Below are 25,797 nucleotides of genomic sequence, written 5' to 3'. Positions count from 1 at the left end.
CGTTAGGTGTTCTTCAAAACAGCAACTCTATTAATATATCATACTTTAATATTAAATGTCAACAAAAATTTCAAGTATATTCAACTTATTTTTTCGCCAACCTTTAAACTATATCAAATTTCAAGTGAATTATCAACACTTAATCTAATACTTAATAACCTATCATTGGTTACCATCAGTTAGACAAATCCAATTGATTCCCCTGTCAATCACCTTTTTTAAAATACAAGGTGTCTAGCGAGAATTAATATATTACTCTACCCACAGCAAAAAGTCAATGACATATACTACCTTTTCTACTGGTATATTTTTACTGCATTTATAGACAACTACTATATTTTACCCCTTTATTCAAAAAACCGATCGACATTTGCAAATGTCGATCGGTTTTTTGTAGGTATGTTTCCTATTGTTTAAGTCATTAAGGCTTGCCGTTCCTTCACCTATTATTATTCATCAAACAGATTCATGCTTAGATATCGTTCACCCGTATCCGGAGCTATACATACTACTTTTTTACCTTTTCCAAGCTTTCTAGCGACATCGATTGCAGCATATACTGCCGCTGCTCCCGATGGCCCAAGAAAAATACCTTCTTCACGCGCCAATCTCTGTAATAACCCTATTGCATCTTCATCACTAATTTGGATAATCTCATCATATACAGATGTATTCAAGATATCCGGCACGAATCCAGGACTTGTTCCAACGAGTTTATGTTTCCCTGGTTGACCACCAGATAATACAGCCGAACCCTCCGGCTCTACAACCGCCACATGGATTCCCTTAATTTTTTCTTTTAATTTTTCACCAGTCCCGGTTACAGTTCCACCAGTTCCCGCCGTACATACAAATGCATCCAGTTTACCTTCTGTCTGCTCGAGTATTTCCAGAGCAGTTGTAGTTCGGTGGATATCCGGATTAGCAAAGTTCTCAAATTGTTGTGGTATGAAGCTACCAGGGATCTCCTTTTGAATTTCCAAGGCTTTTTTAATGGAACCAGGCATTTTTTCCTCACTTGGAGTCAATACAACTTTCGCTCCATAGGCTTTTAAGATATTTCTTCTTTCCATCGTACTATTATCCGGCATAACCAGAATAGCTTTATAACCTTTTGCGGCAGCAATCATCGCTAGACCGATACCTGTATTGCCGCTCGTTGGTTCAATAATAGTATCTCCGGGTTTTATCAATCCTTTTTCTTCAGCTACTTTAATCATGTTGAACGCGGCGCGATCTTTTACACTTTTACTTGGGTTAAACATTTCCATTTTAATGTATACATCTGCCGTCCCTTCAGGAACAACCTTATTTAATTTGACTAACGGCGTATTACCGATTAGTTCTGTAATATCATTTACCACTTTCACAATTAGTCCCTACTTTCTAACCATTATTTGATTGCAAACGGGTACCAAAGGTATTAGAATACCCATGAAAGAAACCGCTCATCATGAAGATGGTTAACCACTTATCTCTCTTCCATGGAAAGTACATTACGATTCTCTCCGTACAGCTATCTGCCAACTATCTATAGAAATTATTATAGACATTTTTTATGACATTTACCATGATTTACGTCTCAGCCCAAATCGCAGAAGGTTTTATCCCAATAAAAGATCAATTCGTTGTCGCAAACCTTCTATATAAGAAGAACTTAGTAACTTACCGGCACCAGTCAAAATTTCATCCGCGTATAGTTGTGTAGGTTTCGATTCTTCGCTTTTATCAATCCCGATAAAAGTCAATCCTTCTATATTCCGTCCGCCAGGCATCTCCAGGGTGACAATCGCAGGCCGATATGCTTCAATATATACTCCCTCGCGCTCATACAAGTAATCAACAGCCTCCATAGGCACTTCATAAATAACTCCTTCCACCAATTCACCAGGGGATAGGATTAAATCAGCCTTTCCGCCGTCTTTCGAACTTCTACTGAAACGAAAGCCATAATCCTGTAATATCCCGCTTCCTATAACATTACTAAAATATCGATCTACTTTTGCCAGTTTAAATCTTCTATCATCCATGCAAGAACCATAAGCAAAATAATAAATCGGCCCTTTCCGAACATACTGGTAAACTTTCCAATCACCAAATGGAATAACATCCGTCGAATCAGCGAGTGATCTACCCGTAATATAAGTCAACGCTTCCGTACTTTCTCCAGTTTCATCATAAACAGTAACGATTTTTCTTTCAAATAAATTGTCGGGTTGACCCTCCCGAAAGCCCTCCAATTGATCAATAGCAACAAGCTGTTCTTCATTCACTTCATATAATTCACCATATACCTTTTCATTACTATGTTCATGTTCTTTCATAACAGGATAACCAAACTTTGTATAAAACAATTTTCCATGTATCCACACTTGATTCTTTAAGCGTGTAGATCCCTGCAGATATTCATAATTACTTTCATTTATACGAAAGGTTCCATATACAAAAACTACGTTCACAACAAATTCCCCCTAATTGAGAATAGCGTTCTTAATAAGATATTCACCTTATACAAAAACTATACAACCCCTATTTTGAAGCTTCCCGTCTACCTATTCGGTTACCCTATTTACTATTTATTGACATATAATACCCTCGTAGGTTTATACCCATACCCCTTAATATCGCATTACGGAGTTGAAAGTAAAAACCCCCTGTAAATGAATACAGAGGATTTACGATACGTGATTATAATAACTTCGCCAAATTCTTAAATTCCAATTCCTCAAATTTCATTGTTACTCTATCTTTATCATACTTCCATAACGCTTGATCTAATGCACAAGTAATCGGTACATCGCATTTAATTTGCGCTAATGATCTCGATAAATGCAACATATCCATATTATTATTGATTTTCGCTTGGACACCCTTTGGTAATTGATCTAAATTTTCCAGTAGATTATCGATCGTTTCATACTCCTGTAGAAGTTTTAACGCGGTTTTCTCGCCTATCCCCTTTACTCCAGGATAGTTGTCCGAAGAGTCACCCATAAGTCCTTTAAGATCAATGACTTGTTTTGGCTGTATCCCTTTCTTTTCATAAAAGTTTTCATGATCAAATACCTCGTAATTTCCTTGACCTTTTCTCATAATCGCTACGCGGATAGTATTATCGATAAGCTGCAATATATCTTGGTCCCCAGTGAGAATCGTTACTTCGTTATCTACACTATAGAGTTTAGCGAGTGTGCCAATACAATCATCCGCTTCGAAGTTTTTCAAACCGATATTTGGCATATCAAATGCCTCCACGACTTCTTTTATTAAATCAAATTGAGGAATTAACTCCATTGGTGGGGAATCTCTGTTGGCCTTATATCCATCATAGAGATCCGAACGAAATGTTTTACTCCCCATATCCCAGCAGCATATTACATGCGTAGGTTCAAAGGTATCCACCGCATCCAAAAAGTATCTCATAAATTGATAGACTCCATTTGTCGGTACTCCCTTACTTGTAATCATAAAATTTCCACGAAATGATGTTGCAAAGAAACCTCTGAAAAGCAATGCCATTCCATCCACCAATAAAACATTATTTTTTTCCACTTAAAACACTTCCTCTATATTATACTGCTTTATAATCGAACGAATTTGTTTCTGTTTTTGCAATAATACTGACATATCCACTGTTGAGATAAGCATCTCAAGATAGTTATTCAGTTGTAAACTAATATTCTGCTCGACTTGCTCTTTCATCACATCGACAATCTCGTTCCACTGCTTCAAATATGATTCCAACATACGAGAATTACTATCTTTTACATACTGATTAGCATAAGGTTTTATTATAGCATAAATTTCTTCTTTCATAAATTCCTTTTCATTTTTCTCAAAAAATGCTTTCGTACCTTTGAATTTTGATAGTAAGCGATCAAATTTACTAGTATCCAATGCATTAAATCCCTGTTCGTAATCAGGAGTTGTCATTTCATGTATGTTCATTTCCGGAAGTTCGAATAGTTTATCAGTTTGTAAGCTAATAACCGCCAATGTTTTATGAACTTCTTTAAATTGTACGTGAATATATGACTCCATCCTTAATGAAACAGCTTGCATTTCCTGATGAAGCTCAAATGCAATATAGTCAATCAGATTATCCAAACTTTTTTCTAATTGTAATTGCGCTTTTTTACCAGACTCCGTAATGGTTGTTGGGTTAAACATTTCCTTAAACATATCATGGAAACGAATTGATAATCTTTCTATTACATAAAAAAGTTGTTTTTCCATTTTCTGTTCCATTTGTTCTTTGTAGCTGTTTGTAGACAATATGCGAATGTCTTCGGAAAGTCTCTCCTTTTTTGCAATTAGCTCTTGTTTTCTTTTTTGCTTTTCCTGTTTATCCATCGTTAACGAATTAACATAGTTGTCCACTGCATGACTTGTTCTGTTCATATCCCAAGTTGCCGATTCAATCGTTAATTCTGCTAAGTCATGATAGATAAATTGGTTAAAATCACTTTCCATTCGCTGCATCTGACTGTTTATCGTTCTTTTCTGTATTTTTTCATCCAGGGATTTTTTACTGGACACAGGATAAAGTCTAGGAAGTATAATCCCTAATTGCTGTAATTGGTCCTGTACATAATCAGTTACCAATTTCAATTCTGTTTCATCTGTAGCCAAATCAGCTGCATTGACGATAAAAAACATTTTATCCAATTGAAAAGCTTCTTTAACTCGACCCAACTGCATGAGAAAATCTCGATCTGCACGGGATAACGCATGATTGTAGTAGGTCACATAAAGAATTGCATCCGCATGTTTAATATAATCAAAGGCAGCATTCGTATGTCTTGCATTAACAGAATCAGCACCCGGTGTATCCACCAATGTAATACCTTGTCTCGTTAATTCACAATCATAATAAAGATCAATAGACTCGATATAGCATGCCTTTGATTCATCCGTTACATAATTTTCAAATTCTTCCATGGTGATTGTAATACTATTTCCTATGTAACTCTTTATACCTTCATATCCAGCAATCATCGCTCGCAAGTAGGATTGAAACATTTTATTAAGTTGGTCACTCTTATCGATCTGATTGGATGTCACCCATTCCATCATTTCATTAAATTCAGTTGCATGAGGTGCTAATTTTTTTGTAATCATACGTAAATCATTCGTAAGTGCGTCCCTACTTTTTAGAGTTACGACTACCGACCCATGCTTATTTCCTTCATCTACAGGTCGAATGCGGTTTACCGTTGCCGTTGTTGGATTTGGTGAAACCGGTAAAACTTTCTCACCCATTAACGCATTGGCAAATGATGATTTACCGGCACTAAACGCCCCGAATAAAGCAATTGTATAGGATCGATGTTTTAAACGATATTCTTTTTCTCTTAAATCAGTTAATAAGGATTCAAAACCCGGTAATTCCTTAATCACATCCATTGTTTTATCTATACTACTCAACACATTTTCTGTCGATGATTTTCTAATGACAGCTTTTGCCTCGGACTCTTTCGGTAACTGCTCTTTCCGAGGTGAGAGTGGGGACTTATTTGGTGATTTACTTTCCTTTCTAATCGGCTTTGGCTTATTATGCAGTTCTTTTTCTATAAGCGCCCAAACAGAATCATCAACATTCGGATTGATCAATTGGCTATCAAGCTGATTAAATGCCTGCTTTTCTTCACTTTGTAATTGAAGCAGTTCCTCTTTTACATTTTTTTCTTTGTTCCATTCAGTAAGCTTTTGCAGATATTTCTCTTTATGTTCTTCATTTTTATTCTTAATGAAGGCATGAATGGATGTTAAAATAATTTTAGCTTCCTGCTTATATCTATTTTTAATATCCGCTGCTATATCATTTGTATAAAGCAATACATAATCGCCATTTACTTTCGCACCCGATTTGATTAAATCTCTGGCATATTCCCTGTTGTAAGCAAATTCTAATTCATTTATTTCGCTTTGAAGCCCTGCACCGTTCAAATCATACTTTTTTAGCAATGCACTGAATTTGTCACGCAGTCTCCACTGTATGGATGTATTCATATTTTCGTTCAATGCAGATAAGAATTCTGACTCTCTTCTATTTTTCTCTTCAACTGTTTTTTTCTTAGAAGCAAATAACCCTATCTTAAAATCCGATTGTTGGGACTCCAAGTACAATTGTGCTTTATCTCTAAGGCTGGCTGGCATTAAATAGGCATTATTCAAAGTTTGTTGCAATTCAGCCAGATAATCCTTTTCAAACTGTATGGGTTCATTTTCCAATCGGAACAGATTTTCCTCCGTTTTTTCCAATTTTTCAGGATCTGCGAAATCAATAGATTTATCATCATTGCCGGTGAGGTCATTTATTAGGGTTCCATAATGATTTTTTAAATAGCTTTTATGGTCTTTCATTACCTGCCTTACAGATTGTACGATATTTAAATGTTCACTTTGGTTGGCCATAATAGAAGACAACTTTTGCTTAATTCCTTCAATTTGGTTATGCGCTGCAGTAGGATCCACTAACGAAGTATAGTATATGTTCTCTGGCTTTAAGTTCCATTGATCAAACGTTTGTTTAATATTTTTATCGAATGTTTGAAAGGTCAATTCCTGCTCATCATGTTTATCAATTTGATTGATTACCACATAATAAGGCAAGCTTTTTTCCTGAACAGATTTCAGGAACTGGAGGTTAACCTCGGACTGTACATGATTATAATCCATAATATAAAGGAGTACATCAGCCAGGTGCAAGGACGCTTCCGTCATAATTCGATCTGCATCATCCGCTGCATCAATACCGGGAGTATCGATTATTGCAGATCCTGAAGGAATGATCTGTTCTCCTGTACTAATCTCTATCTTTTTAATGGCTTCTTTATCTTTCGAATATTCCTTTATCATATCGATGTCATATGGTTCTTTATATTCTACCGGGTGATCATTCGTAAAATATACACGTGCAACCCCTTCTCCGGAATTAATCTTTACTACATTTGCACTTGTAGGTATTGGACTTTTCGGTAAAATTTCTTTCCCTAACAATGTATTAATCATTGATGATTTACCCGCAGAAAAATGACCAGCAAAACTAATCACTAATTCTTGCTTCTGTAATTTCTCAAATATATCTAGTATCTTAACGGCGTTTGCCCTGTCACCGTTATTTTTTATTTGATGATAGACCGCAGCAATCTGATCCGCATTTACGGTTTTTACCCTTTCTTGTACAATCATGTAATTCAGTTCCTTTCTTCCACATCCTAATTTAAAATCTATTATACGGAATTAAAGTGTGGAATGCCACCCATTTTAAAGCGATTTCATGTAGGTTTTCTCCCAGTATTAGTTTACAAGTTTACATAATAAACTTATGGTTAATAATAAAAAGATTGGCAAATAATGCATCTGCCAATCTTTTTATTATACTGGATATACGCCATGTTTTCTTTCCGTGAATGAGATATTTTTGACGGCATATACCGAAAAACGTTTCGTTAGTTCTTCTCTTAACGTATTTGGATCAATAACTGCATCGATTACCATTTCAGATGCTAGTCGATAAACATCAATATTTTCCTTGTATTCGTCCTGTTTTTGTTTAATATAAGCAGCACGTTCTGTTTCAGGCAATTGAGCAATTTTATTTGCTTCGACTGCATTTACTGCTGCTTCTGGTCCCATAACGGCAATTTGCGCATTTGGAAAAGCAAGACAGCAGTCCGGATCAAACGCTGGACCAGACATAGCATAAAGACCAGCGCCATATGCTTTTCGTACGATGACAGAGATTTTCGGCACCGTAACCTCGCTCATAGCAAAGAGCATCTTGGCGCCGTGCCTGATAATCCCCTGCCGTTCCACCTTTGTACCGATCATAAATCCTGGAACATCAGTAAGAAACAGTAATGGTATATTAAACGCATCACATAACTGGATAAACTTGGCGGCTTTATCTGCTGAATCCGTAAACAACACACCGCCTTTTACCCGAGGTTGATTTGCAATAATTCCTACTGAGTTACCATCGATTCGAGCAAGGCCTGTAATTAGTTCGGGTGCAAATTTCTTTTTGATTTCGCAAAAACTTTCTTCATCTATCGTTCGATCAATTAAGTCATACATATTAAATGGTGCATTCTGATTTTCTGGAACAATATCCGTAATGGATTTCTCGTAGAATTTAACTTCCCTTGTTTCAAATACATTCGGCTTGTTACGAAAATTAGGAGGAAAATAACTCAGATAATTTTGAGCATAACTGATTGCTTCCTCTTCTGATCTTACTAATACATCACCAACTCCAGAGACCGTACAGTGCATATTAGCACCACCCATCTCTTCAAGCGTAACTTTTTCTCCGATTACTTTTTCTGCCATCCGCGGGGAACCCAAATACATCGAGGCATTCCCATCAACCATGATAACCACATCACAGAATGCTGGAATATAAGCTCCACCAGCTGCTGATGGTCCAAATAAGAGACAAACCTGAGGTACACGACCAGAAAGTTTTATTTGATTATGAAAAATACGCCCTGCTCCTCGTCTTCCAGGAAACATTTCAATTTGATCGGTAATTCTAGCCCCTGCCGAATCAACGAGATAAATCATTGGTAATTCCATTTTTTCTGCTGTTTCCTGAATACGTAAGATTTTCTCTACCGTTCGTTTCCCCCAGGAACCAGCTTTGACAGTAGAATCATTGGCCATCACACAGACATCTTGCCCATTAATCTTACCAATACCAGTTACGACTCCATCAGATGGCAAGTTATCATCCATACTATTGGCAAAAAATGCATCTTCTATCTTTAAGCCTTCATCAAATAAAAGTTCCAGTCTCTTACGTACAAACAGTTTTCCCTTTTCTTCATTACTTTTATGATATTTTTCTTTTCCTCCTTTTTCTATTTTATTGATCCTCTCCTGTAACTCTTCCAAATACGACATATTTTCCCTCCTTGTCTATCTTCCTTCATACATAGGTTTTCTTTTTTCCTTAAATGCCTGTAATCCTTCTATTCTGTCTGCAGTTGGTATTGTTTCCAGGTAACTTTCATGTTCAATCTCCAAAGCCGCTGAGATATCTGTTTGCATACCGGTATTGATCGCAGTTTTGGCTTGCCTCAAAGCTATTGGTCCATTGCGTGCAATTGTTTTTGCTAAAAGTAATGCCTCAGATTGTAAACAATTTTCATCCACCGTTTGTTCTACTAAACCAATCGATAATGCCTCATTTGCATCAATCGGTTTTGCTGTATAGATTAACCGCTTTGCATGTCCTAGTCCAACTAATCTGGGCAAACGCTGCGTTCCACCGGCGCCAGGGATAATCGCTAATGATGTTTCCGTTAAACCTAGCTTCACACCCAAAGCAGCAATTCGTAGATCACATGCTAATGCCAATTCCAATCCACCACCATAAGCCGCACCATTAATTGCCGCTATGACCGGCATTTTCATCTTTTCTATTGCTGTGGTTGTTTCTCCTATGTAGCGCACCGCTTCAATAACCTGCTTTTCTGACATTCCGCTTCTTTCTTTTAAATCCGCACCTGCACAAAATGCCTTTTTGCCAGAACCTGTTATAATGGTGCAGAAAACATGATAATTCTGATCAATTTGTTGAATTGCCTCATTTAACTCTATGAGCATTGCTTTTGATAAAGCATTTGCTGCTTCAGGGCGATGGAGTGTGATCACAGCAATATGCTCTTCTTTGATATCTAACTGTAGTAAGTTAGCCATGATAACCTCCTTTACTATTTGAAAGCATTCGTCTAAAAAGGCATCAGTCGCCTTGGCTAGTCTCTAGTTTACCTAAAGCGACTTATTGTACGAAATTGATTATTCTACGATTGCAATAACGTCGCCTTCGTTGACAAAATCACCCTCAGCCACTTTTAATTCTTTTACTGTACCCGCAGTTTCAGCGGCAATCGGTATTTCCATTTTCATCGATTCAAGAATGACGACGTCCTGACCTTCTTCCACTGAATCTCCTATATTTAATACTATTTTCCAGACACTACCCGCCATACTTGCTTTTACTTCCTGCATCATCATTCCTCCATACTATTTATTCATTTGAGTTAAGTAATAATTGTCCACAAATGCAGTCGATGTGTTGCCTGCTAAAAATTGTTCATTGTCTACGATATTTAATAACATAGGTATATTTGTTTTAATACCTTCGACTTTATATTGTGACAACGCTTGCTTTAATGCACTAATAGCCTCATCTCTTGTATTTCCTTTAACAATCAGTTTTCCGATCATAGGATCATAGAAGGGTGTAACATTAAAATCTGCAGTTACTGCAGTTTCATTACGAATATGTTGACCTTCAGGCAATTCAAAAATAGAAATATGCCCTGGTGATGGTAAAAATGTAACTGGATCTTCTGCATATATTCGTGCCTCGATGGCATGCCCATCAATATACAAATCTTCCTGTTTGACTGTTAATTCTTTACCACTGGCAATATTAATTTGTTGTTCTACGATATCGATTCCTGTAATTTCTTCTGTTATCGGATGTTCTACTTGTATTCTTGTATTCATTTCAAGAAAATAAAAGTTCTCCTGTTCGTCAACTAAAAACTCTATCGTACCCGCATTTGTATAATCTAGCATTTTGACTGCTTTAATTGCAGCATTTCCCATCAGATTACGAGTTTTATCCGTTATAAACATGGAAGGAGCTTCTTCAATCACCTTCTGATTACGACGTTGAATGGAACACTCCCGTTCAAATAAATGAATGGCATTGCCATGGTGATCAGCCAAAATTTGTATTTCAATATGGCGGGCATTTTCAATTTTCTTCTCCATAAACATGGATCCATCACCAAAAAAGGTGACAGCTCTCTTTGAATTACTGTCAAAAGCTTTCGCTAACTCTTTGTCGGAATGTACAACTTGCATACCGATACCACCACCACCAGCTGACGCCTTCAGCATGATGGGGTAGCCAATTTCTTTTGCAGTCTCTATAGCTTCCTCTACAGTTGATACAACTCCATCTGTTCCTGGTATTACTCGCACTCCTGCTTGCTTCATTGAATTTCTGGCAGCTATTTTACTCCCCATCTGTTTGATTACATTACTGTTTGGTCCTATAAAGATGATACCTTCTGTTGCACAGGTTTCTGCAAATTGTTCGTTTTCACTAAGAAAACCGTACCCAGGATGAATGGCATTCGCTTTGGTTGCCTTTGCGACCTCTAAAATCTTATCTACATTCAAATAACTTTCATTTACCTTTGGCGGACCAATCAGGAAGCTCTCATCTGCCATGGATACATATGGAGCTTGCTGATCGGCTTCTGAATAGACTGCAACCGTTTCAATGCCCATTTTTTTACATGTCCGTATAATTCGAGCAGCTATTTCTCCCCTGTTTGCTATTAGTATTTTCTTAATCATGAATTTCCCCCTTTTTCAATTTTTACTAACAGCCTAGTTCTCTTGCAATTACAAGTCTCTGAATTTCAGATGTACCTTCTCCGATTTCCAATAGTTTTGCATCCCGTAAATATCTTTCCACTTCATATTCACGCATGTAACCATAACCCCCATGTATTTGTATGGCTTGATTTGCTGATCGGAATGCTGTTTCAGTAGCAAATAATTTTGCATAGGCCGCTTCTTTCCCAAAAGCTTTTCCCTCATCCTTCAGCCATGCTGCCTTATGTACCATATTTCTGGCAAGTTCAACCTCCATTGCCATATCTGCGAGTTTGAATTGAATTGCTTGAAAACTCGAAATGGATTTCCCAAACTGTTTACGCCCTTTCGCATATGCCAATGCTTTTTCCAGTGACGCTTGAGCAATTCCCAACCCTAGAGCCGCAATAGAGATTCTTCCTCCATCCAATGTATAAAGAAACTGCTTGTGTCCTTTATGTTCCTCACCCAACACATTTTTTCTTGGGACACGGACATTATCAAGTATGATTTCTGCAGTATCGGAACCACGTACACCCATCTTGTCATAGTTACTCGTAATTTTGACACCATCCGTATCCGTTGGCACGATAATAGAAGAAATCATACTTTTCCCCTTGTCGTTCTTCCTTGTGACAGCGGTTACAATTATGATTTTAGCAAAATTCGCATTTGTTATAAAACATTTTTCTCCATTAATTACATAATCATTGCCATCCACAATCGCAGTCGTTTTTGTTCCTCCTGAGTCTGAACCTGCATTCGGTTCGGTTAAACCAAAAGAACCAAGTGCCTCCCCTTTTGCGAGTGGTTTCAAAAATATTTCTTTTTGTTCATCGGTTCCAAAATAATAAAGTGGACTTGCCCCAAGTGAAACTGCAGCTGCATAGCTTAATCCAGTGCTGCCGCATACACGGCCAATTTCTTCAACAGCTAATGCATACGACATCGTATCCCCGCCAGATCCACCGTACTCCTCCGGAAATGGTATCCCAAGTATCCCAAGTTTTCCCATCTGAGCAAAAATATCTTCCGGAAACGCTGCTTTTGTATCAATTTCAATTGCTCTTGGCCTAATTACTTCTTCCGCGAAATCACGGACCATTTTTTTTATCATTGTCTGTTCTTTCGTTAATTCAAAATTCATTTTATCCCTCCCATACTATACGTAAGACCGACTAGTTGGTCTGTTCTGTTCTATTCCTAGTTAACTAATTTTCCTTAGAAAAGAAAGGTTTTTCTAAAAGAATTTCCTCGTAATTGTTAATGGCAATTATTTCGGGCTGTAAAACGGCATGCAAAATTAAATCTATAAACACATCCCCAACCTCTTCAATTGTATTGGCCCCTGATGCCTGGTACCACTTATACATCCAGTTAACCATGCCTAAAATCGCCATTGTAGTTATTTCGACTTGAAGATCTTCACGAAATTCCCCACATTTTTTCCCATCGCTAATTGCCTGTTTAATAATTTGCTTAAATTGATGTCTCTTTTCTTTAACTAGTTTTTCATACTGCGGTTTTAGATAAATACTCTCCTGATAAAAAACAGAAAGATGTGGTTTATAACGATCAAACACGTTAACAAAATCTTTTACAATTGCTTGCAGCCTTTTTATCGGTGAATCGTACTTCTCATTTGCATCTGTTGCTTTATCCAATACATATGTTATGAATGTATCATGAATAACAAATAATAATTCATTTTTTGAAGAAAAATGATGATAAAAACCGCCTTTGGAAGTACCTACATCCTCAATAATTTGATTAACAGAAACCCCATGAAAACCATGTTTTTCGAATAGAAGTAAAGAAGACTGAATAATTTTTTGACGTAAAGCCGTTATAAACCCTCCTTTATAAAACTCACTATTACTTTAACATAATAATCTGAAAATATAAAGTATTTTTTATGTTTTAACGAATAAAAAAAGAGGCAGTTCTATGTGAGAACTACCCCTTATCTTAAGTTAAAGAACATCAAATGGTTTATTGTAGGTCGCTTCTTTCCATACGTCAACGACTTCACCATGGTGATCACTGTCTATAATAAATGACCCATTACTGTATCTGTCACTGACAGATAGTTCCAAAGGAAATACATGATGTGTTTCGCCGTTTGCGGTTTGGAAACAGATCGTATCATTTTCATTAAGAACAAAGAATCCTTTTATTCGATGTGTTTTTTTCTTCAATTCTCGTAACATGAGGAGTCCACGCTTAGCTCGAGTGGTTTTTTCGAACTCCTTCAATTTCATTCGCTTGCACGATCCACGCTGTGTCACGATAGCAAGTGAAGGGTTAGATGAATCATCAAATACTTGTCCATTTACAACATATTCCTCTTCTTTCAGCAAAATAGCTTTTACACCTGCAGCACGTTGACCTACTACAGTTATTTCTGATTCGTGATACCATAATCCATATCCTTTATTTGATGCTATGAATACATCAGACTTTCCATTTGTCTGGCAAACATTTACAACTTCATCATCATTCTTCAAATTCAATGCGATTAAAGCTTTCGAACGGCGTTGCGCATCATACAGTTTAAATTCACTCCGTTTGACCATCCCGTTTTTCGTGAAAAACACTAAATAATCTGTCGTATCTTTAAAGTCACGGACTGGAATACATTGAATTAAATGCTCATTTTTGTCGAGCTGCACAATGTTGGATACATGCTGTCCAATATCTTTCCAGCGTATATCCGGAAGTTCATGGACGGAGGTCATAATATATTTGCCTTTATTGGTGAAAAGCAGTAGCTTATCCGTCGTATTTACTTCCATCAAGCCAATCGGATAGTCATTATCTTTTAATGCCAAACCTTCGCCATTTGAAGCACCATAGGACCTGAGACTGGTTCGCTTAATGTAACCTTCTTTCGTAACAGAAACGAGTACATCCTCACTCGCTACAGTAACCTCAATATTGATTTTCAATTCTTCAATTTCATCTACAATTATCGTACGTCTACTCTCCGCAAACGTTTTTTTGATATGCCTCAGATCTTTTTTTATTGTTAGGTACAGCTTTTTTTCACTGGAAAGGATTGCTTCCAAATCACTGATACTTTTTCTCAGTTCATCCGCTTCCATTTGCAATTGTGTAATATCGGTATTTGTTAAACGATAAAGTTGGAGCATAACAATCGCTTCAGCCTGAGCTTCGGAAAAATCGTAAGCTTCAATAATTCTATGTTTGGCATCTGGTTTATCTTTTGATGCTCGAATAGTAGCAATCAATTCATCCAATATCGAAATTGCTTTTATAAGTCCTTCTACAATATGTGCACGGTCTTTTGCTTTCTTCAAATCAAATTTTGTCTGTCTCGTCACAACATCTTTTTGATGTGAAATATAAGCTTCAAGCATTTTTGGAAGTGAAAGTAATTTAGGAGTCTTATCCTGTATAGCTACCATGTTGAAATGGTAGGTTATTTGCAAGTCTGTATTCTTATATAAGAAATTTAGTACACCTTCACTATTGGCATCTTTCTTCAGTTCAACAACAATACGCAACCCTGTACGATCACTATCATCTCTTACTTCAACAATGCCTTCCACTTTACGATCAAGGCGAAGCTCATCCATCTTCTTAACCATGCTGGCTTTATTGATCTCATAAGGAATTTCAGTAATGACAATTTGCTCACGGGTATTCCGCATCGTTTCTACGATCGCTTTTCCGCGTACAATTACTTTGCCACGACCTGTTTCGTATGCCTTCGTAATTCCTTCCACACCTTGAATGATACCCCCTGTAGGGAAATCGGGGCCTTTTATCACTTTCATTAACTCCTGAACACTGACTTCCGGTTTATCAATTTTCATGATAACTGCATCTATTACCTCATCCAAGTTATGTGGTGGTATATCTGTTGCATAACCCGCAGAAATTCCTGTTGAACCATTTACAAGCAAGTTCGGAAATTTAGCAGGTAGAACAACCGGTTCAGAAGTAGTCTCATCAAAATTGGGAATAAAGTCCACTGTTTCCTTATCAATATCACGCAATAATTCTGATGAAATCTTGGATAGCCTTGCCTCTGTATAACGCATCGCTGCTGGTGGATCACCGTCCATACTACCGTTGTTTCCATGCATCTCAACTAACACATTTCGCAGTTTCCAGTCTTGACTTAGACGTACCATTGCTTCGTATACGGATGAATCACCATGTGGATGGTAATTACCAATAACTGTACCAACTGTTTTCGCTGACTTACGGAAATGTTTATCATGCATATTTTTTTCTACATGCATTGCATATAAAATTCTTCGTTGCACAGGTTTCAGGCCATCTCTAGCATCCGGAAGTGCCCTATCCTGAATAATATATTTACTGTATCTCCCAAATCTGTCACCAATTACTTCTTCCAAAGGAAGATCTAAAAACTTTTCTGTTTGTGACAAATCTACCCCCCCTTACTTATATCAATCGTTATCCTTTTTGAAGTCGTTTCTACTTTATCATTATGTTAATAGAAAATGAGGTCTATTCCTCGGTTTGGATTTTTTCGTTTTCCAAAATATTGGAATCTTCCTCAAGGCCAAACTTTACATTGTTTTCAATCCATTTTCTTCTAGGAGCAACTTTATCACCCATTAAAGTGGTAACTCTACGCTCAGCTCGTGCAATATCATCAATCGTTACTCTTATCAATGTACGGGATTCCGGATTCATAGTCGTATCCCATAATTGATCGGCATTCATTTCACCAAGTCCTTTGTAACGTTGAATCGTATATCCATTTTTAAATTGCTTTAAAGCGACTTGCATCTCTTCCTCGTCCCAAGCGTAAACGATTTTCTCGCTTTTTCCTTTTCCTTTGGATACTTTGAAAAGTGGCGGTAATGCAATGAAAACTTTTCCAGCTTCTACAAGCGAACGCATATAACGATAAAAGAAGGTTAAAAGTAGTACCTGAATGTGGGCACCATCTGTATCTGCATCTGTCATAATGATGATCTTGTCGTATTGCACGTCTTCAAGATCAAAGTCTCCCCCTACTCCAGCACCGATTGTATGGATAATAGTAGAAATCTCTTCATTTTTAAATACATCTTGCAACTTTGCCTTCTCTGTGTTTACTACTTTGCCTCGTAATGGCAGTACCGCCTGAAATTTACGATCTCTTCCTTGTTTTGCAGAACCACCTGCAGAATCTCCCTCTACAAGGTAAAGCTCATTTCTTTTCGGGTTTTTCGATTGTGCCGGAGTCAACTTTCCGCTTAGTATATCTTTTCTTTTTCGTTTTTTACCTGTTCTTGCATCTTCCCGTGCCTTCCGGGCTGCTTCACGTGCTTCTTTGGCTTTGATTGATTTCTTGACGAGCATTCCTGATACATCCGGATTCTCTTCCAAAAAATAATTTAGATGTTCAGAAACAACAGAATCGACGACGGAACGGGCTTCTGTAGTGCCCAACTTTCCTTTCGTCTGACCTTCGAATTGCAGCTTATCTTCAGGAATTCTGACAGAAATAATTGCTGTTAATCCTTCACGAATGTCCGTACCTTCCAAATTCTTATCTTTCTCTTTCAGTAATCCGATTCTTCTCGCATAATCATTAAACGTTCGTGTTATTCCCGTACGTGCACCCGATTCATGTGTGCCTCCATCTCTGGTACGAACATGGTTTACAAAGGAGAGCATACTCTCTGCATACCCATCATTAAATTGGAAAGCAAAATCCACTTCCAATCCCTGTACTTGCCCCTCCAAAGAAACAACCGAATGCAAGGTATCTTTCTCTTCATTTAAATAGGCAACAAATGATTCCAGTCCATCAGGGAATTCATAACTTTCTTTCTCGTCATTCCGTGCATCCGTGATTTCTATTTTCAATCCTTTTAATAAAAACGCTGATTCGCGCAACCGCTCGGAAATAGTCTCAAAATTATAGACGGTTGCCGAAAAAATGGAAGGATCGGGTTTAAAATGAATTAACGTTCCTTTTTTCCTTGTTGCTCCTCGTTTTTCAAGAGTTGTAGCTGGTTTACCTCCATTTTCAAATCGTTGGAAGTATGTATTGCCCTCCCGATAAATAGTCACTTCCAGCCATTCAGATAGAGCATTTACGACAGAAGACCCTACCCCGTGAAGCCCTCCACTCGTCTTGTAGCCACCTTGTCCAAATTTACCACCGGCATGCAATACTGTAAAAATAACCTCCGTAGTTGGCTTTCCCGTACTGTGCATACCTGTAGGGATTCCACGGCCGCTATCCTGTACAGAAATACTGTTGTCTTTATGTATCGTGACCTTTATTTCATTCCCGTAGCCAGCCAACGCTTCATCCACTGCATTATCTACAATTTCAAAAACAAGATGGTGTAATCCTCGGGTATCTGTACTCCCTATATACATACCTGGTCTTTTTCTTACAGCATCGAGACCTTCCAGTACCTGAATGGAGTCATCCGAATATTGATATTCATTAACCATCCAATTATCTACTCCTTCCTTACAAAAAAACATGAGCTATCTAATATATTAGAACAATTGTTCGTTGTTGTAAATTGATAGTTTACGTTTCATATGCGCTTTATCAAAATTATAATAACGCAGAATATGTTACTAAGTATACTATAACTGCTGATTTTATGCTTAAAACATTCCTATGTGTTGCGATTTTGCTTGCTTTTCCTTCACGGATTAACGTTACATGAATTTCATACGGCAATAAAAAGAATGCCATAAATTTGGCATTCTTTTCAAGTAAAATTGATGTTTTATATCTGTTTATTTGACAAGTACTGCATGGACTACCTTAACACAGAGGTCCATAATAACCGTAAAATCTCTTTCCTTCAAATATTGATAGGCCTCTTCATTTGCTATTCCCAGTTGTGCCCAAAATACTCGACAATCTGTTTCTGCTGCGTCTTTAGCTACTTCAGGTAAATATTCAGGCCTTCTGAAAACATTAATTATATCAATCTTATCGGGAACATCTTTCAGTGAAGGATACGCTTTTTCGCCCAGCACTTCATCAACCGTTGGATTTACGGGTATAATTCGGTATCCTTCCTGCTGCATAATCTTGGAGATCTGGTAAACTGTTTTCTCTTGGTTATTCGATAAACCAACAACTGCTATTGTCTTCGCAGATTCTAGAATACTTTTTAGTTCATCATCAGCGGGATTTTTCCAAACCATGTAAATTCCTCCTTTAATTGTGTACATCCTCTTTAATTATCAAGTAAACCTTCATTTACTAAATATGCTCTTGCCACTTCATTTGGAGATTTGTCTTCATAGTCCACCTGGTAATTCATTTGACGCATTTCATCATCGGTTATTTTTCCACTTAGTTGATTTAAAATTGCTTCCAATTCCGGATATGCTTCCAGTGTATCTTCCCGCATTAAAGGCGCTCCCTGATAGGGTGGGAATAAATTCTCCGGATCTTCAAGCGTTACTAAGTCCAATTCTACCATATAACTATCCGTTGCATATGCGTCGATGATATCTACTTCCCTATTTGTAAGGGCACTCTGCCTGATTCCTGGTTCCATCGTTTTAATATCCGCAATATCCAGATTATAAACCTCCTGCATTCCTACATAACCGTCATAACGATCATTGAATTCCAGTGTGAATCCTGCTGTAATCTCGTTTTCAATTTGTTTCAGATCACCAATTTCCTGAAGGCCGTATTGATCAGCCATTTCGCGTGTAGTTGCTACAGCATACGTATTGTTAAATTCCATCGGCTGAAGAAACTCCATATCAAATTTATACTTCATTCCTTGCTTAGCCTGCTCATATACAACGCGCGCATCATTGCTTTGTGCTTGTTCTTCCATATGAGTAACAATGGCAGTTCCTGTAAATTCCGGAAAAATATCAATACTGCCTTCCTGAAGCGCACTGAATACAAATGCTGTTTTTCCAAGGTTGGGTTCCAAACTAACCGTCAAATCCGTTTCTTCTTCAATCAATAACTTATACATATTAATTAATACTTCGGGTTCAGAACCCATCTTTCCACCGATAACAAGTTCCGCCTGTTTTGTCCCATTAAACATAAAAGGAGTTAAAACGATAAAGACAGCAATAAGTAGCATTGCAATAAAAGACTTCATCCCTGCTTTCTTAGAAAATCTCTCAAGCACTTTTAATATTAAATCCAAAAGAATGGCGAGTAATGCTGCAGGAATTGCACCAAGTAAAATTAAATTAATATCAGCTCCACGGTCCAAACCCAACAGGATGATTTCGCCTAATCCCCCAGCACCAATCAGGGCAGCGATGGTTGTCGTACCTACAATAAGCACCATGGAAGTGCGAATCCCCGCCATGATTACCGGCATCGCTATTGGAAGCTCGACTTTGGTCAATCGTTTAAAGGAATTCATACCCATTCCGGTTGCTGCTTCCTTAAGAGCAGGATCAACTTCATTTATACCAGTATACGTATTTCTCAGGATAGGCAGAAGACCATACAAAACCAATGCGATAATCGCGGGTGTCGTACCAATACCAAAGAATGGAATTAGAAATGCCAACACAGCAAGACTCGGAATCGTTTGCATGACAGCAGATGTGCCAATAACCGGTTCAGCCGCCTTCGGATACCTTGTCAGGATCAATCCTAAAGGAACTGCAAATAGAATGGCAATAATAAGCGAGACCATAGAAATTTGCAAATGTTCGAGAGTCGTCTCCAACAGCATATCCTGTCTATTTTGAAAAACGGTTATAAATGCATTCATGTCTGAATCACCCCGTTTTCAATACCTACTGTACTTTTTAGATGCTCCACAATATTTTTATATGTTAATATTCCTACTAACGTTTGACCTTTCAACACAGGGAATAAGGCTTGGTCACTACCATCTAAAAGTTCTGCTGCATCATACAACGACATATCTTGTTCTATGGTCAAGCCCTTTATTACGTTTCCGTTCACAAGTATATCTATAAAGGTATCTCTCTCATCTACAAGGATAAATATTCCCTGTTTTGGATAGTTATCAGCTTTATAACTATCCATTGTAATCATGTAAGCCTCAGGGGCATGGGAGATATTTCCTACCGTTGAGTGCCATGGTGACTTTCTATTTCCTATAAAGTCTTTAACAAATTCATTACCCGGGTTCATAATTAATTGCTTTGGATGATCAAGTTGGACGATTCTACCTTCCTTCATCAAACAGACACGATCTCCTAATTTTAGTGCCTCATCTATGTCATGTGTTACAAAGACGATTGTTTTTTTTATTTCCTTTTGTAATTTTTGAATGTCTCTTTGCAATTGCTCCCTGCTTATAGGATCAAGTGCACTAAAAGGTTCATCCATCAAAATAATATCCGGATCCGCGGCCAGTGCACGAATGACTCCGATACGCTGTTGTTGTCCACCGGAAAGTTCATTTGGCATTCTATTCTTGTATATTGAAGGATCCAGACCAACCATTTCCATTAATTCATCATTTCGTTTCAGGCTTTCCTTTTTACTCCACTTTTTCATTTCAGGGACGATGGAGATATTTTCTTCAATCGTCAAATGAGGGAATAAGGCAATTTGCTGAAGGACGTAACCAATATTCCATCTCAATTGATGTATATTATAGTCTTTAATATCTTTATTATTTATGTATATTGTTCCTGACGTAGGCTCAATCAGCCGATTAATCATTTTCAATGTCGTTGTTTTCCCACAACCACTAGGACCAATTAATGTCAACGTTTCCCCTCTCTTTACTTCAAGCGAAAAATCCTTAACTGCCTCTGTTCCATCTTCATATACTTTAGATACATTCTTAAATTCAATCATATCTTTCCTCCTTGCCATTAAAAATACCCGGTAACAACTATATTAAACCAATAACTGTTAGATTACCCATAATATGACTGTTCCAAATCGTCTTTAAATATTTTTATTTTTTGCATTAGCACAGCAAAATTTTAGGTTCTTTATCTTAGTAGTTCGTGCTAAAATAACGATAGAGCTTATCATGGCACAGCAATGTTAAGTATCCAATTATTTAAAGATGAAAGTAGGAAGATTATGGAATATATTTTATTTGCTATCCTTGCATATTTTTTAGGATCCATACCGTCAGCATTGATTGTTGGTAAAATTGGTTACAAGATTGATATTCGCGAGCACGGGAGTGGAAACCTAGGGGCTACAAATACGTTTCGAGTACTCGGTTTTAAGGCAGGTATAATCGTTACCTTTTCAGATATTCTAAAAGGTACCGTCGCAACCCTATTACCGTTCTTCTTGGGTGCAGATATTTACATATTAGCAATCGGTATTTTTGCAGTTATTGGTCACACCTATCCGATATTTGCTAAATTCAAGGGAGGAAAAGCAGTTGCAACTTCAGCGGGCATTATCTTAGGGATGTATCCTTTGCTCTTTGCCATTATGATTACCACATTTCTGATTACTTTGTACTTTTCGAAATACGTATCTCTTTCCTCGATGATCACGGGGGTAGTGTCGGTGATCATCTCCTTATTTTTTAAAGATATTGGACTCGTTATAGTTATTTCACTGTTGACAGCTTTTGTATTCTATCGACATATAGAAAATATTAAACGTATTAAGAATGGTACCGAACCAAAGATAAAATGGATGTAATTTATTCTTGTTAGATTAAAAACCAATAAATTGAATAATAATGGGCGATTCAGTATACTAAAGACTAGTCACTTAACCAAAAGTTATGCTAAGGGTAGCAATTCATCGCTAGAAAGGGGACTATGCTATGCAGCAAACAAAAATAATCCCATTAAAACAATTACCGACAAAAGAACAACGACATAGATTGTTCGGTTCTGTCCAACCAACCGAGAAGACAAAACCGGTTGAAAAAAGTAAGATGGCAGACTTACAAAATACAAAAAAGGATTTTCTATTTAACCTCGATGTGGTTGGTATATCAAATGTAAAATATCCCATTACCATTAGCAGTAATTTAAATCCGAATTTTCAGTCGAGTATTGGGACTTTTAAATTTTCTTCCAGCCTAACAAATACGAGTAAAGGTACCAATATGAGCCGGTTTATGGAACAACTGAATGACTATTATGAACAGGGTTTTGCTGTAACGATTGCAAACTTGAACAAATTTGCGAAAGGGTTAGCAAAACGTCTTGATCAAAAAGATGCAACGATCGAAGTGTCTTTTCCATGGTTTTTTGAGAGAAGAGGTCCCGATTCCGGTTTAACCGGTCTAAATCACGCAGATGCGATGATACGTGTTACCTATGATCAAACAAAAGGGTATTCAGCACATGTAGCCTTATCTGCACTAATCACTACTTTATGTCCTTGTTCCAAAGAAATAAGTGAATACAGCGCACATAATCAGCGTGGAGAAGTAAACATGGAAGTTACACTTTCCGATGATTTTGATGAGGAAATAACCGATTGGAAAGAAATGCTTCTGGAAGCTGCAGAAAGTAATGCAAGCGCAAGACTTCATCCCGTACTGAAACGGCCGGATGAAAAAATGGTTACGGAACAGGCATATGAAAATCCCAGGTTCGTAGAAGATATTGTGCGCCTTGTTGCTGCTGATTTATACGAAATGCCCTTTATAACAAAGTTTAACGTTTCCTGCAAAAACGAAGAATCCATTCATATGCATGATGCAATCGCATCAATAAAATATGATAAACTAGCATCACTGCATGAGCAATAGGTTATGAAATATATATTTATTGGCATTATTAAATTTTACCGGGTAGCTATTAGTCCTTTTACACCTTCCACTTGCAGATTTTATCCTTCGTGTTCGGAATATGGGTTAGAAGCTTTCAAGCGCTTTGGTGCAATAAAAGGATCCTACCTGACCGTGAAAAGGATTAGCAAATGTCATCCCCTTCATCCTGGTGGCGTTGATCTCGTACCTGAGAAAAAGGTTAAACGTAACAAGTAGCATGCGCATTCAAACATAAGAGGGAGTTGCTGAAAATGAAACTTGATATTAGTAATGAAGCTGCGATTTGGTATAAAGAAGAACTGGAAATTGACGGTACAGAAGAGATTCGCTTTTTCGTCAGATATGGAGGCGTAGGTGGTAAAATACCAGGTTTTTCGCTCGGTGTGAAAAAGGATCATCCACAATCGGTTCATACATCTAAAACTGTGGGAAACATAACGTTCTATGTAGAAGACGCTGATGTTTGGTATTTTGAAGAGAGCGATTTGAATATAGAATATGATGAACAGCGTAAGGAACCACGAATGAAATATGTATAATGGATATCTTCATTATAAAAGGCGTCCTGATGGACGCCTTTTATAATTTAAATTTTTCTATTTGATCCCACTTGTTTTCCTTTTGTAATACTTCCTTTTGATGATCACCAAATAAATCAAAATGGGGATATTTTTCATCTCTGTGAATCCATTGTTCTTGAAGACCATAGACTTTACCCCAGTTTTTAAGTTTATCTATATCACTGCAACCTACTTTTGTCACTGTGTTACAACCCGGAAATCGATCATCCATCCAAAAATGAGTTAAAAAGTCTATCTCTCCATTTTCGACATTTTTCTTCCACGAAATAAGCTCACTTCTTTTTAATCCAAATGCCATCACTATTCTCCTTCGATTTGAGCAATATATGCTTTATGCCATTCAGGAAATGATCTTCTTAATGAAATTGGTCGAAATGAATCTTTTTTGACAACTGCATGTTTGGAAAATCCACTCACCGCAATCTCTCCTTCAGCATTGAGAACCTGATATCCATATACAGTCCTAATTCCATCATATTCTTCCAACCATGTTTCTACATAGGCATCTTCACCATACCGAATGGGTCTTTTAAATGTAAGCCCCGCATCAAGTACAGGAGAAACGACATTACTTTCTTCCATTTTTGCATAACTCAATCCAAGTTCTTCTACATATTTAGTTCTTCCTATTTCAAACCATACCAAATAGTTTGCATGATAAACGACACCCATTTGGTCCGTTTCCTGATATCTAACTTCTATTGGTGTTCTTGATTTTAACAACAACGCTTCCCCCTATTCCAAGTTTATTTAATCGTATCATAAAATAAGTAACTATCGGAATATTTAAGATCTGTAACCTCATGAAAAAAATACCTCAAATCATAATGATTTGAGGCTTATCGCTATATTTAGTCATTTTGGTTATGATATTCATCTTTTATTTCTCTGCGAAAACCTTCAATTGCTTCTTCTCTACGCTTATTTTTCGCTATAATTTGTTCTTTTTCCTGACCACTTGAAAATTCCATTGTTTCATGGGCTTTTTCGATATTTTGAATGGTGTCCTGTACCATATCCTGCAACTTTTCTACATTATCACTACGATCATCAGGTTTGGGTTGATACTGTTTATCTGTCATTTAAGAACTCCTTTCTACAATAAGATACGCTTATTTTTTCATTAAATCCCATTCCTATACAAAAGAATGCTGCATTCCAATATATTGGAACACAGCATTCTTCCTTAATTTTCATTTGCTTTTTTAACGGTTTGATGCATTCGCATGTCCAAATTATGTTCGATTTTCTCCATTAGCATGCGATCCTGTAAAATCTGTTTTCGATTTTCGGCAACTAACTCGTCAAAACTAAGCTTTTTCTTAAGAGACATGGCAATCCACCCTTTTTATAAAGAGTATTACCAAAACTTAAGAATTTTATAATAGATTAAATTAATTTAGTGCATGCACCATTTCTTCCATGAACTCATATTCCATCGGACCAATCCTTCTTGTCTGTCCAACGATTCCATCTGTTCCGATAAAATAGGAAGTCGGAGCAGCATGAATTTTATATAGTTCTGCAACAGTCTCCTCACGATCCAAGGGAACAGAATACGTAAATGAGAATTCATCTATAAAGTCATGGACATCTTGTTCACTTTTTTCCATATATGTTAAATTCACTGCAATGATTTCTACTTCCTCCCCAAATTCTTCATAGAATTTTTGCATTTCCGGCATTTCTTCACGACATGGCGGGCACCAGGTATACCAGAAATTTAAAATTACTTTCTTCCCTTTAAGGTCGGAGAGTTTGAATTGCTCCCCATTTAAAGTTTCTAATTCAAAATCAGGAGCTGCTTCTCCCTGCTCTATACCAATACTTTCAACAGGTGCAATTGCTCCACCTTCTACATTGGTATCTCCTGTAACATCATATATATTAGGTTCTGCTTTCTTCTCAAATTGCTGTTCAATAAAGTTACCGATTACAATTCCTGCTAAAACGATTAACATAGTTATACCAAACATCTTTTTAAACAATATGTTCTTCCCCCATTACTGGCATTTAATTACGAAATGTTTATCAATCTTACTTATCGTATGTATTTATTCAGCATTTGTAAAGAGAGTCAGCTTATTGTTCTTAAAATAGTCATTAATGAT

General features: G+C 37.1%; 24 protein-coding genes. 4 read left to right on the top strand and 20 right to left on the bottom strand.

Features of this window, described 5'->3' with window-relative positions:
* Nucleotides 1-449: 449 nt before the first annotated feature.
* The 15 genes from cysK to ACHABU_RS19445 form a co-directional block, all read right to left on the bottom strand.
* Entirely contained in the window at nt 450-1,370 is a 921-nt protein-coding gene (cysK, locus tag ACHABU_RS19515; RefSeq protein WP_435766631.1) for a cysteine synthase A, read from the bottom strand.
* A 234-nt stretch (nt 1,371-1,604) separates the two neighbouring features.
* Nucleotides 1,605-2,459 carry a gamma-glutamylcyclotransferase gene (locus ACHABU_RS19510; RefSeq protein WP_435766630.1) on the bottom strand — a complete coding sequence of 285 codons (855 nt, stop codon included), beginning with the start codon at nt 2,457-2,459 and terminating at the stop codon, nt 1,605-1,607.
* 229 nt (nt 2,460-2,688) lie between these two features.
* Nucleotides 2,689-3,552 carry a 5'-3' exonuclease gene (locus ACHABU_RS19505; RefSeq protein WP_435766629.1) on the bottom strand — a complete coding sequence of 288 codons (864 nt, stop codon included), beginning with the start codon at nt 3,550-3,552 and terminating at the stop codon, nt 2,689-2,691.
* Entirely contained in the window at nt 3,553-7,194 is a 3,642-nt protein-coding gene (locus ACHABU_RS19500) for a dynamin family protein (protein ID WP_435766628.1), read from the bottom strand.
* 186 nt (nt 7,195-7,380) lie between these two features.
* Nucleotides 7,381-8,910 carry an acyl-CoA carboxylase subunit beta gene (locus tag ACHABU_RS19495; protein ID WP_435766627.1) on the bottom strand — a complete coding sequence of 510 codons (1,530 nt, stop codon included), beginning with the start codon at nt 8,908-8,910 and terminating at the stop codon, nt 7,381-7,383.
* A 15-nt stretch (nt 8,911-8,925) separates the two neighbouring features.
* A complete protein-coding gene (locus ACHABU_RS19490; RefSeq protein WP_435766626.1) occupies nt 8,926-9,708 on the bottom strand; it encodes an enoyl-CoA hydratase in 783 nt (260 codons plus the stop codon).
* Between the two features lie 99 nt (nt 9,709-9,807).
* Nucleotides 9,808-10,020 (bottom strand): acetyl-CoA carboxylase biotin carboxyl carrier protein subunit, encoded by a 213-nt coding sequence (locus ACHABU_RS19485; RefSeq protein WP_435766625.1) that lies wholly within the window; start codon nt 10,018-10,020, stop codon nt 9,808-9,810.
* Between the two features lie 15 nt (nt 10,021-10,035).
* Nucleotides 10,036-11,388 carry an acetyl-CoA carboxylase biotin carboxylase subunit gene (locus ACHABU_RS19480; RefSeq protein ID WP_435766624.1) on the bottom strand — a complete coding sequence of 451 codons (1,353 nt, stop codon included), beginning with the start codon at nt 11,386-11,388 and terminating at the stop codon, nt 10,036-10,038.
* Between the two features lie 25 nt (nt 11,389-11,413).
* Nucleotides 11,414-12,556, bottom strand: coding sequence for an acyl-CoA dehydrogenase family protein (locus ACHABU_RS19475; RefSeq protein ID WP_435766623.1), 1,143 nt, complete (start codon nt 12,554-12,556; stop codon nt 11,414-11,416).
* A gap of 64 nt (nt 12,557-12,620) precedes the next feature.
* A complete protein-coding gene (locus tag ACHABU_RS19470) occupies nt 12,621-13,235 on the bottom strand; it encodes a TetR/AcrR family transcriptional regulator (RefSeq protein WP_435766634.1) in 615 nt (204 codons plus the stop codon).
* A 147-nt stretch (nt 13,236-13,382) separates the two neighbouring features.
* A complete protein-coding gene (parC, locus tag ACHABU_RS19465; protein ID WP_435766622.1) occupies nt 13,383-15,830 on the bottom strand; it encodes a DNA topoisomerase IV subunit A in 2,448 nt (815 codons plus the stop codon).
* A gap of 82 nt (nt 15,831-15,912) precedes the next feature.
* Nucleotides 15,913-17,865, bottom strand: coding sequence for a DNA topoisomerase IV subunit B (parE, locus tag ACHABU_RS19460; RefSeq protein ID WP_435766621.1), 1,953 nt, complete (start codon nt 17,863-17,865; stop codon nt 15,913-15,915).
* 297 nt (nt 17,866-18,162) lie between these two features.
* A complete protein-coding gene (locus ACHABU_RS19455; protein WP_435766620.1) occupies nt 18,163-18,579 on the bottom strand; it encodes a CoA-binding protein in 417 nt (138 codons plus the stop codon).
* A gap of 32 nt (nt 18,580-18,611) precedes the next feature.
* Entirely contained in the window at nt 18,612-20,138 is a 1,527-nt protein-coding gene (locus ACHABU_RS19450) for an ABC transporter permease/substrate-binding protein (RefSeq protein ID WP_435766619.1), read from the bottom strand.
* Nucleotides 20,135-21,202, bottom strand: coding sequence for an ABC transporter ATP-binding protein (locus ACHABU_RS19445; RefSeq protein WP_435766618.1), 1,068 nt, complete (start codon nt 21,200-21,202; stop codon nt 20,135-20,137). The genes ACHABU_RS19450 and ACHABU_RS19445 overlap by 4 nt, the downstream gene beginning before the upstream one ends.
* Before the next feature lie 234 nt (nt 21,203-21,436).
* Here ACHABU_RS19445 and plsY point away from each other — a divergent pair, with 234 nt between their 5' ends.
* The 4 genes from plsY (at nt 21,437) to ACHABU_RS19425 (ending at nt 23,644) form a co-directional block, all read left to right on the top strand.
* Nucleotides 21,437-22,018, top strand: coding sequence for a glycerol-3-phosphate 1-O-acyltransferase PlsY (gene plsY / locus ACHABU_RS19440; protein WP_435766617.1), 582 nt, complete (start codon nt 21,437-21,439; stop codon nt 22,016-22,018).
* Between the two features lie 127 nt (nt 22,019-22,145).
* The gene (gene folE2, locus ACHABU_RS19435; protein ID WP_435766616.1) at nt 22,146-23,084 is read left to right on the top strand and encodes a GTP cyclohydrolase FolE2; all 939 of its coding nucleotides are present in this window, start codon (nt 22,146-22,148) and stop codon (nt 23,082-23,084) included.
* A 3-nt stretch (nt 23,085-23,087) separates the two neighbouring features.
* Nucleotides 23,088-23,321: a membrane protein insertion efficiency factor YidD gene (gene yidD, locus ACHABU_RS19430; RefSeq protein ID WP_435766615.1), complete on the top strand. Its 234-nt coding sequence runs from the start codon at nt 23,088-23,090 to the stop codon at nt 23,319-23,321.
* A 35-nt stretch (nt 23,322-23,356) separates the two neighbouring features.
* The gene (locus tag ACHABU_RS19425) at nt 23,357-23,644 is read left to right on the top strand and encodes a HesB/YadR/YfhF family protein (protein WP_435766614.1); all 288 of its coding nucleotides are present in this window, start codon (nt 23,357-23,359) and stop codon (nt 23,642-23,644) included.
* Between the two features lie 40 nt (nt 23,645-23,684).
* Here the strand turns inward: ACHABU_RS19425 and ACHABU_RS19420 are convergent, their stop codons facing one another.
* The 5 genes from ACHABU_RS19420 to ACHABU_RS19400 form a co-directional block, all read right to left on the bottom strand.
* On the bottom strand, nt 23,685-23,984 hold the full coding sequence (locus tag ACHABU_RS19420) for a hypothetical protein (protein WP_435766613.1): 300 nt from the start codon (nt 23,982-23,984) through the stop codon (nt 23,685-23,687).
* 2 nt (nt 23,985-23,986) lie between these two features.
* Complete coding sequence (locus tag ACHABU_RS19415) at nt 23,987-24,409, bottom strand: acyl-CoA thioesterase (RefSeq protein WP_435766612.1); 423 nt, start codon at nt 24,407-24,409, stop codon at nt 23,987-23,989.
* Between the two features lie 128 nt (nt 24,410-24,537).
* Nucleotides 24,538-24,768: a small acid-soluble spore protein Tlp gene (gene tlp, locus ACHABU_RS19410; RefSeq protein WP_435766611.1), complete on the bottom strand. Its 231-nt coding sequence runs from the start codon at nt 24,766-24,768 to the stop codon at nt 24,538-24,540.
* A gap of 104 nt (nt 24,769-24,872) precedes the next feature.
* Nucleotides 24,873-25,019, bottom strand: coding sequence for an FbpB family small basic protein (locus tag ACHABU_RS19405; RefSeq protein ID WP_435766610.1), 147 nt, complete (start codon nt 25,017-25,019; stop codon nt 24,873-24,875).
* Between the two features lie 61 nt (nt 25,020-25,080).
* Nucleotides 25,081-25,674 carry a TlpA family protein disulfide reductase gene (locus tag ACHABU_RS19400; protein WP_435766609.1) on the bottom strand — a complete coding sequence of 198 codons (594 nt, stop codon included), beginning with the start codon at nt 25,672-25,674 and terminating at the stop codon, nt 25,081-25,083.
* Nucleotides 25,675-25,797: the final 123 nt, after the last annotated feature.

Origin of the sequence: Oceanobacillus sp. CF4.6, from assembly GCF_051262635.1 — a bacterium.
Lineage (GTDB): Bacteria > Bacillota > Bacilli > Bacillales > Amphibacillaceae > Oceanobacillus.
The sequence above is the reverse complement of the archived record's forward strand: the minus strand, read 5'-3'. Positions and strand labels throughout refer to the sequence as shown.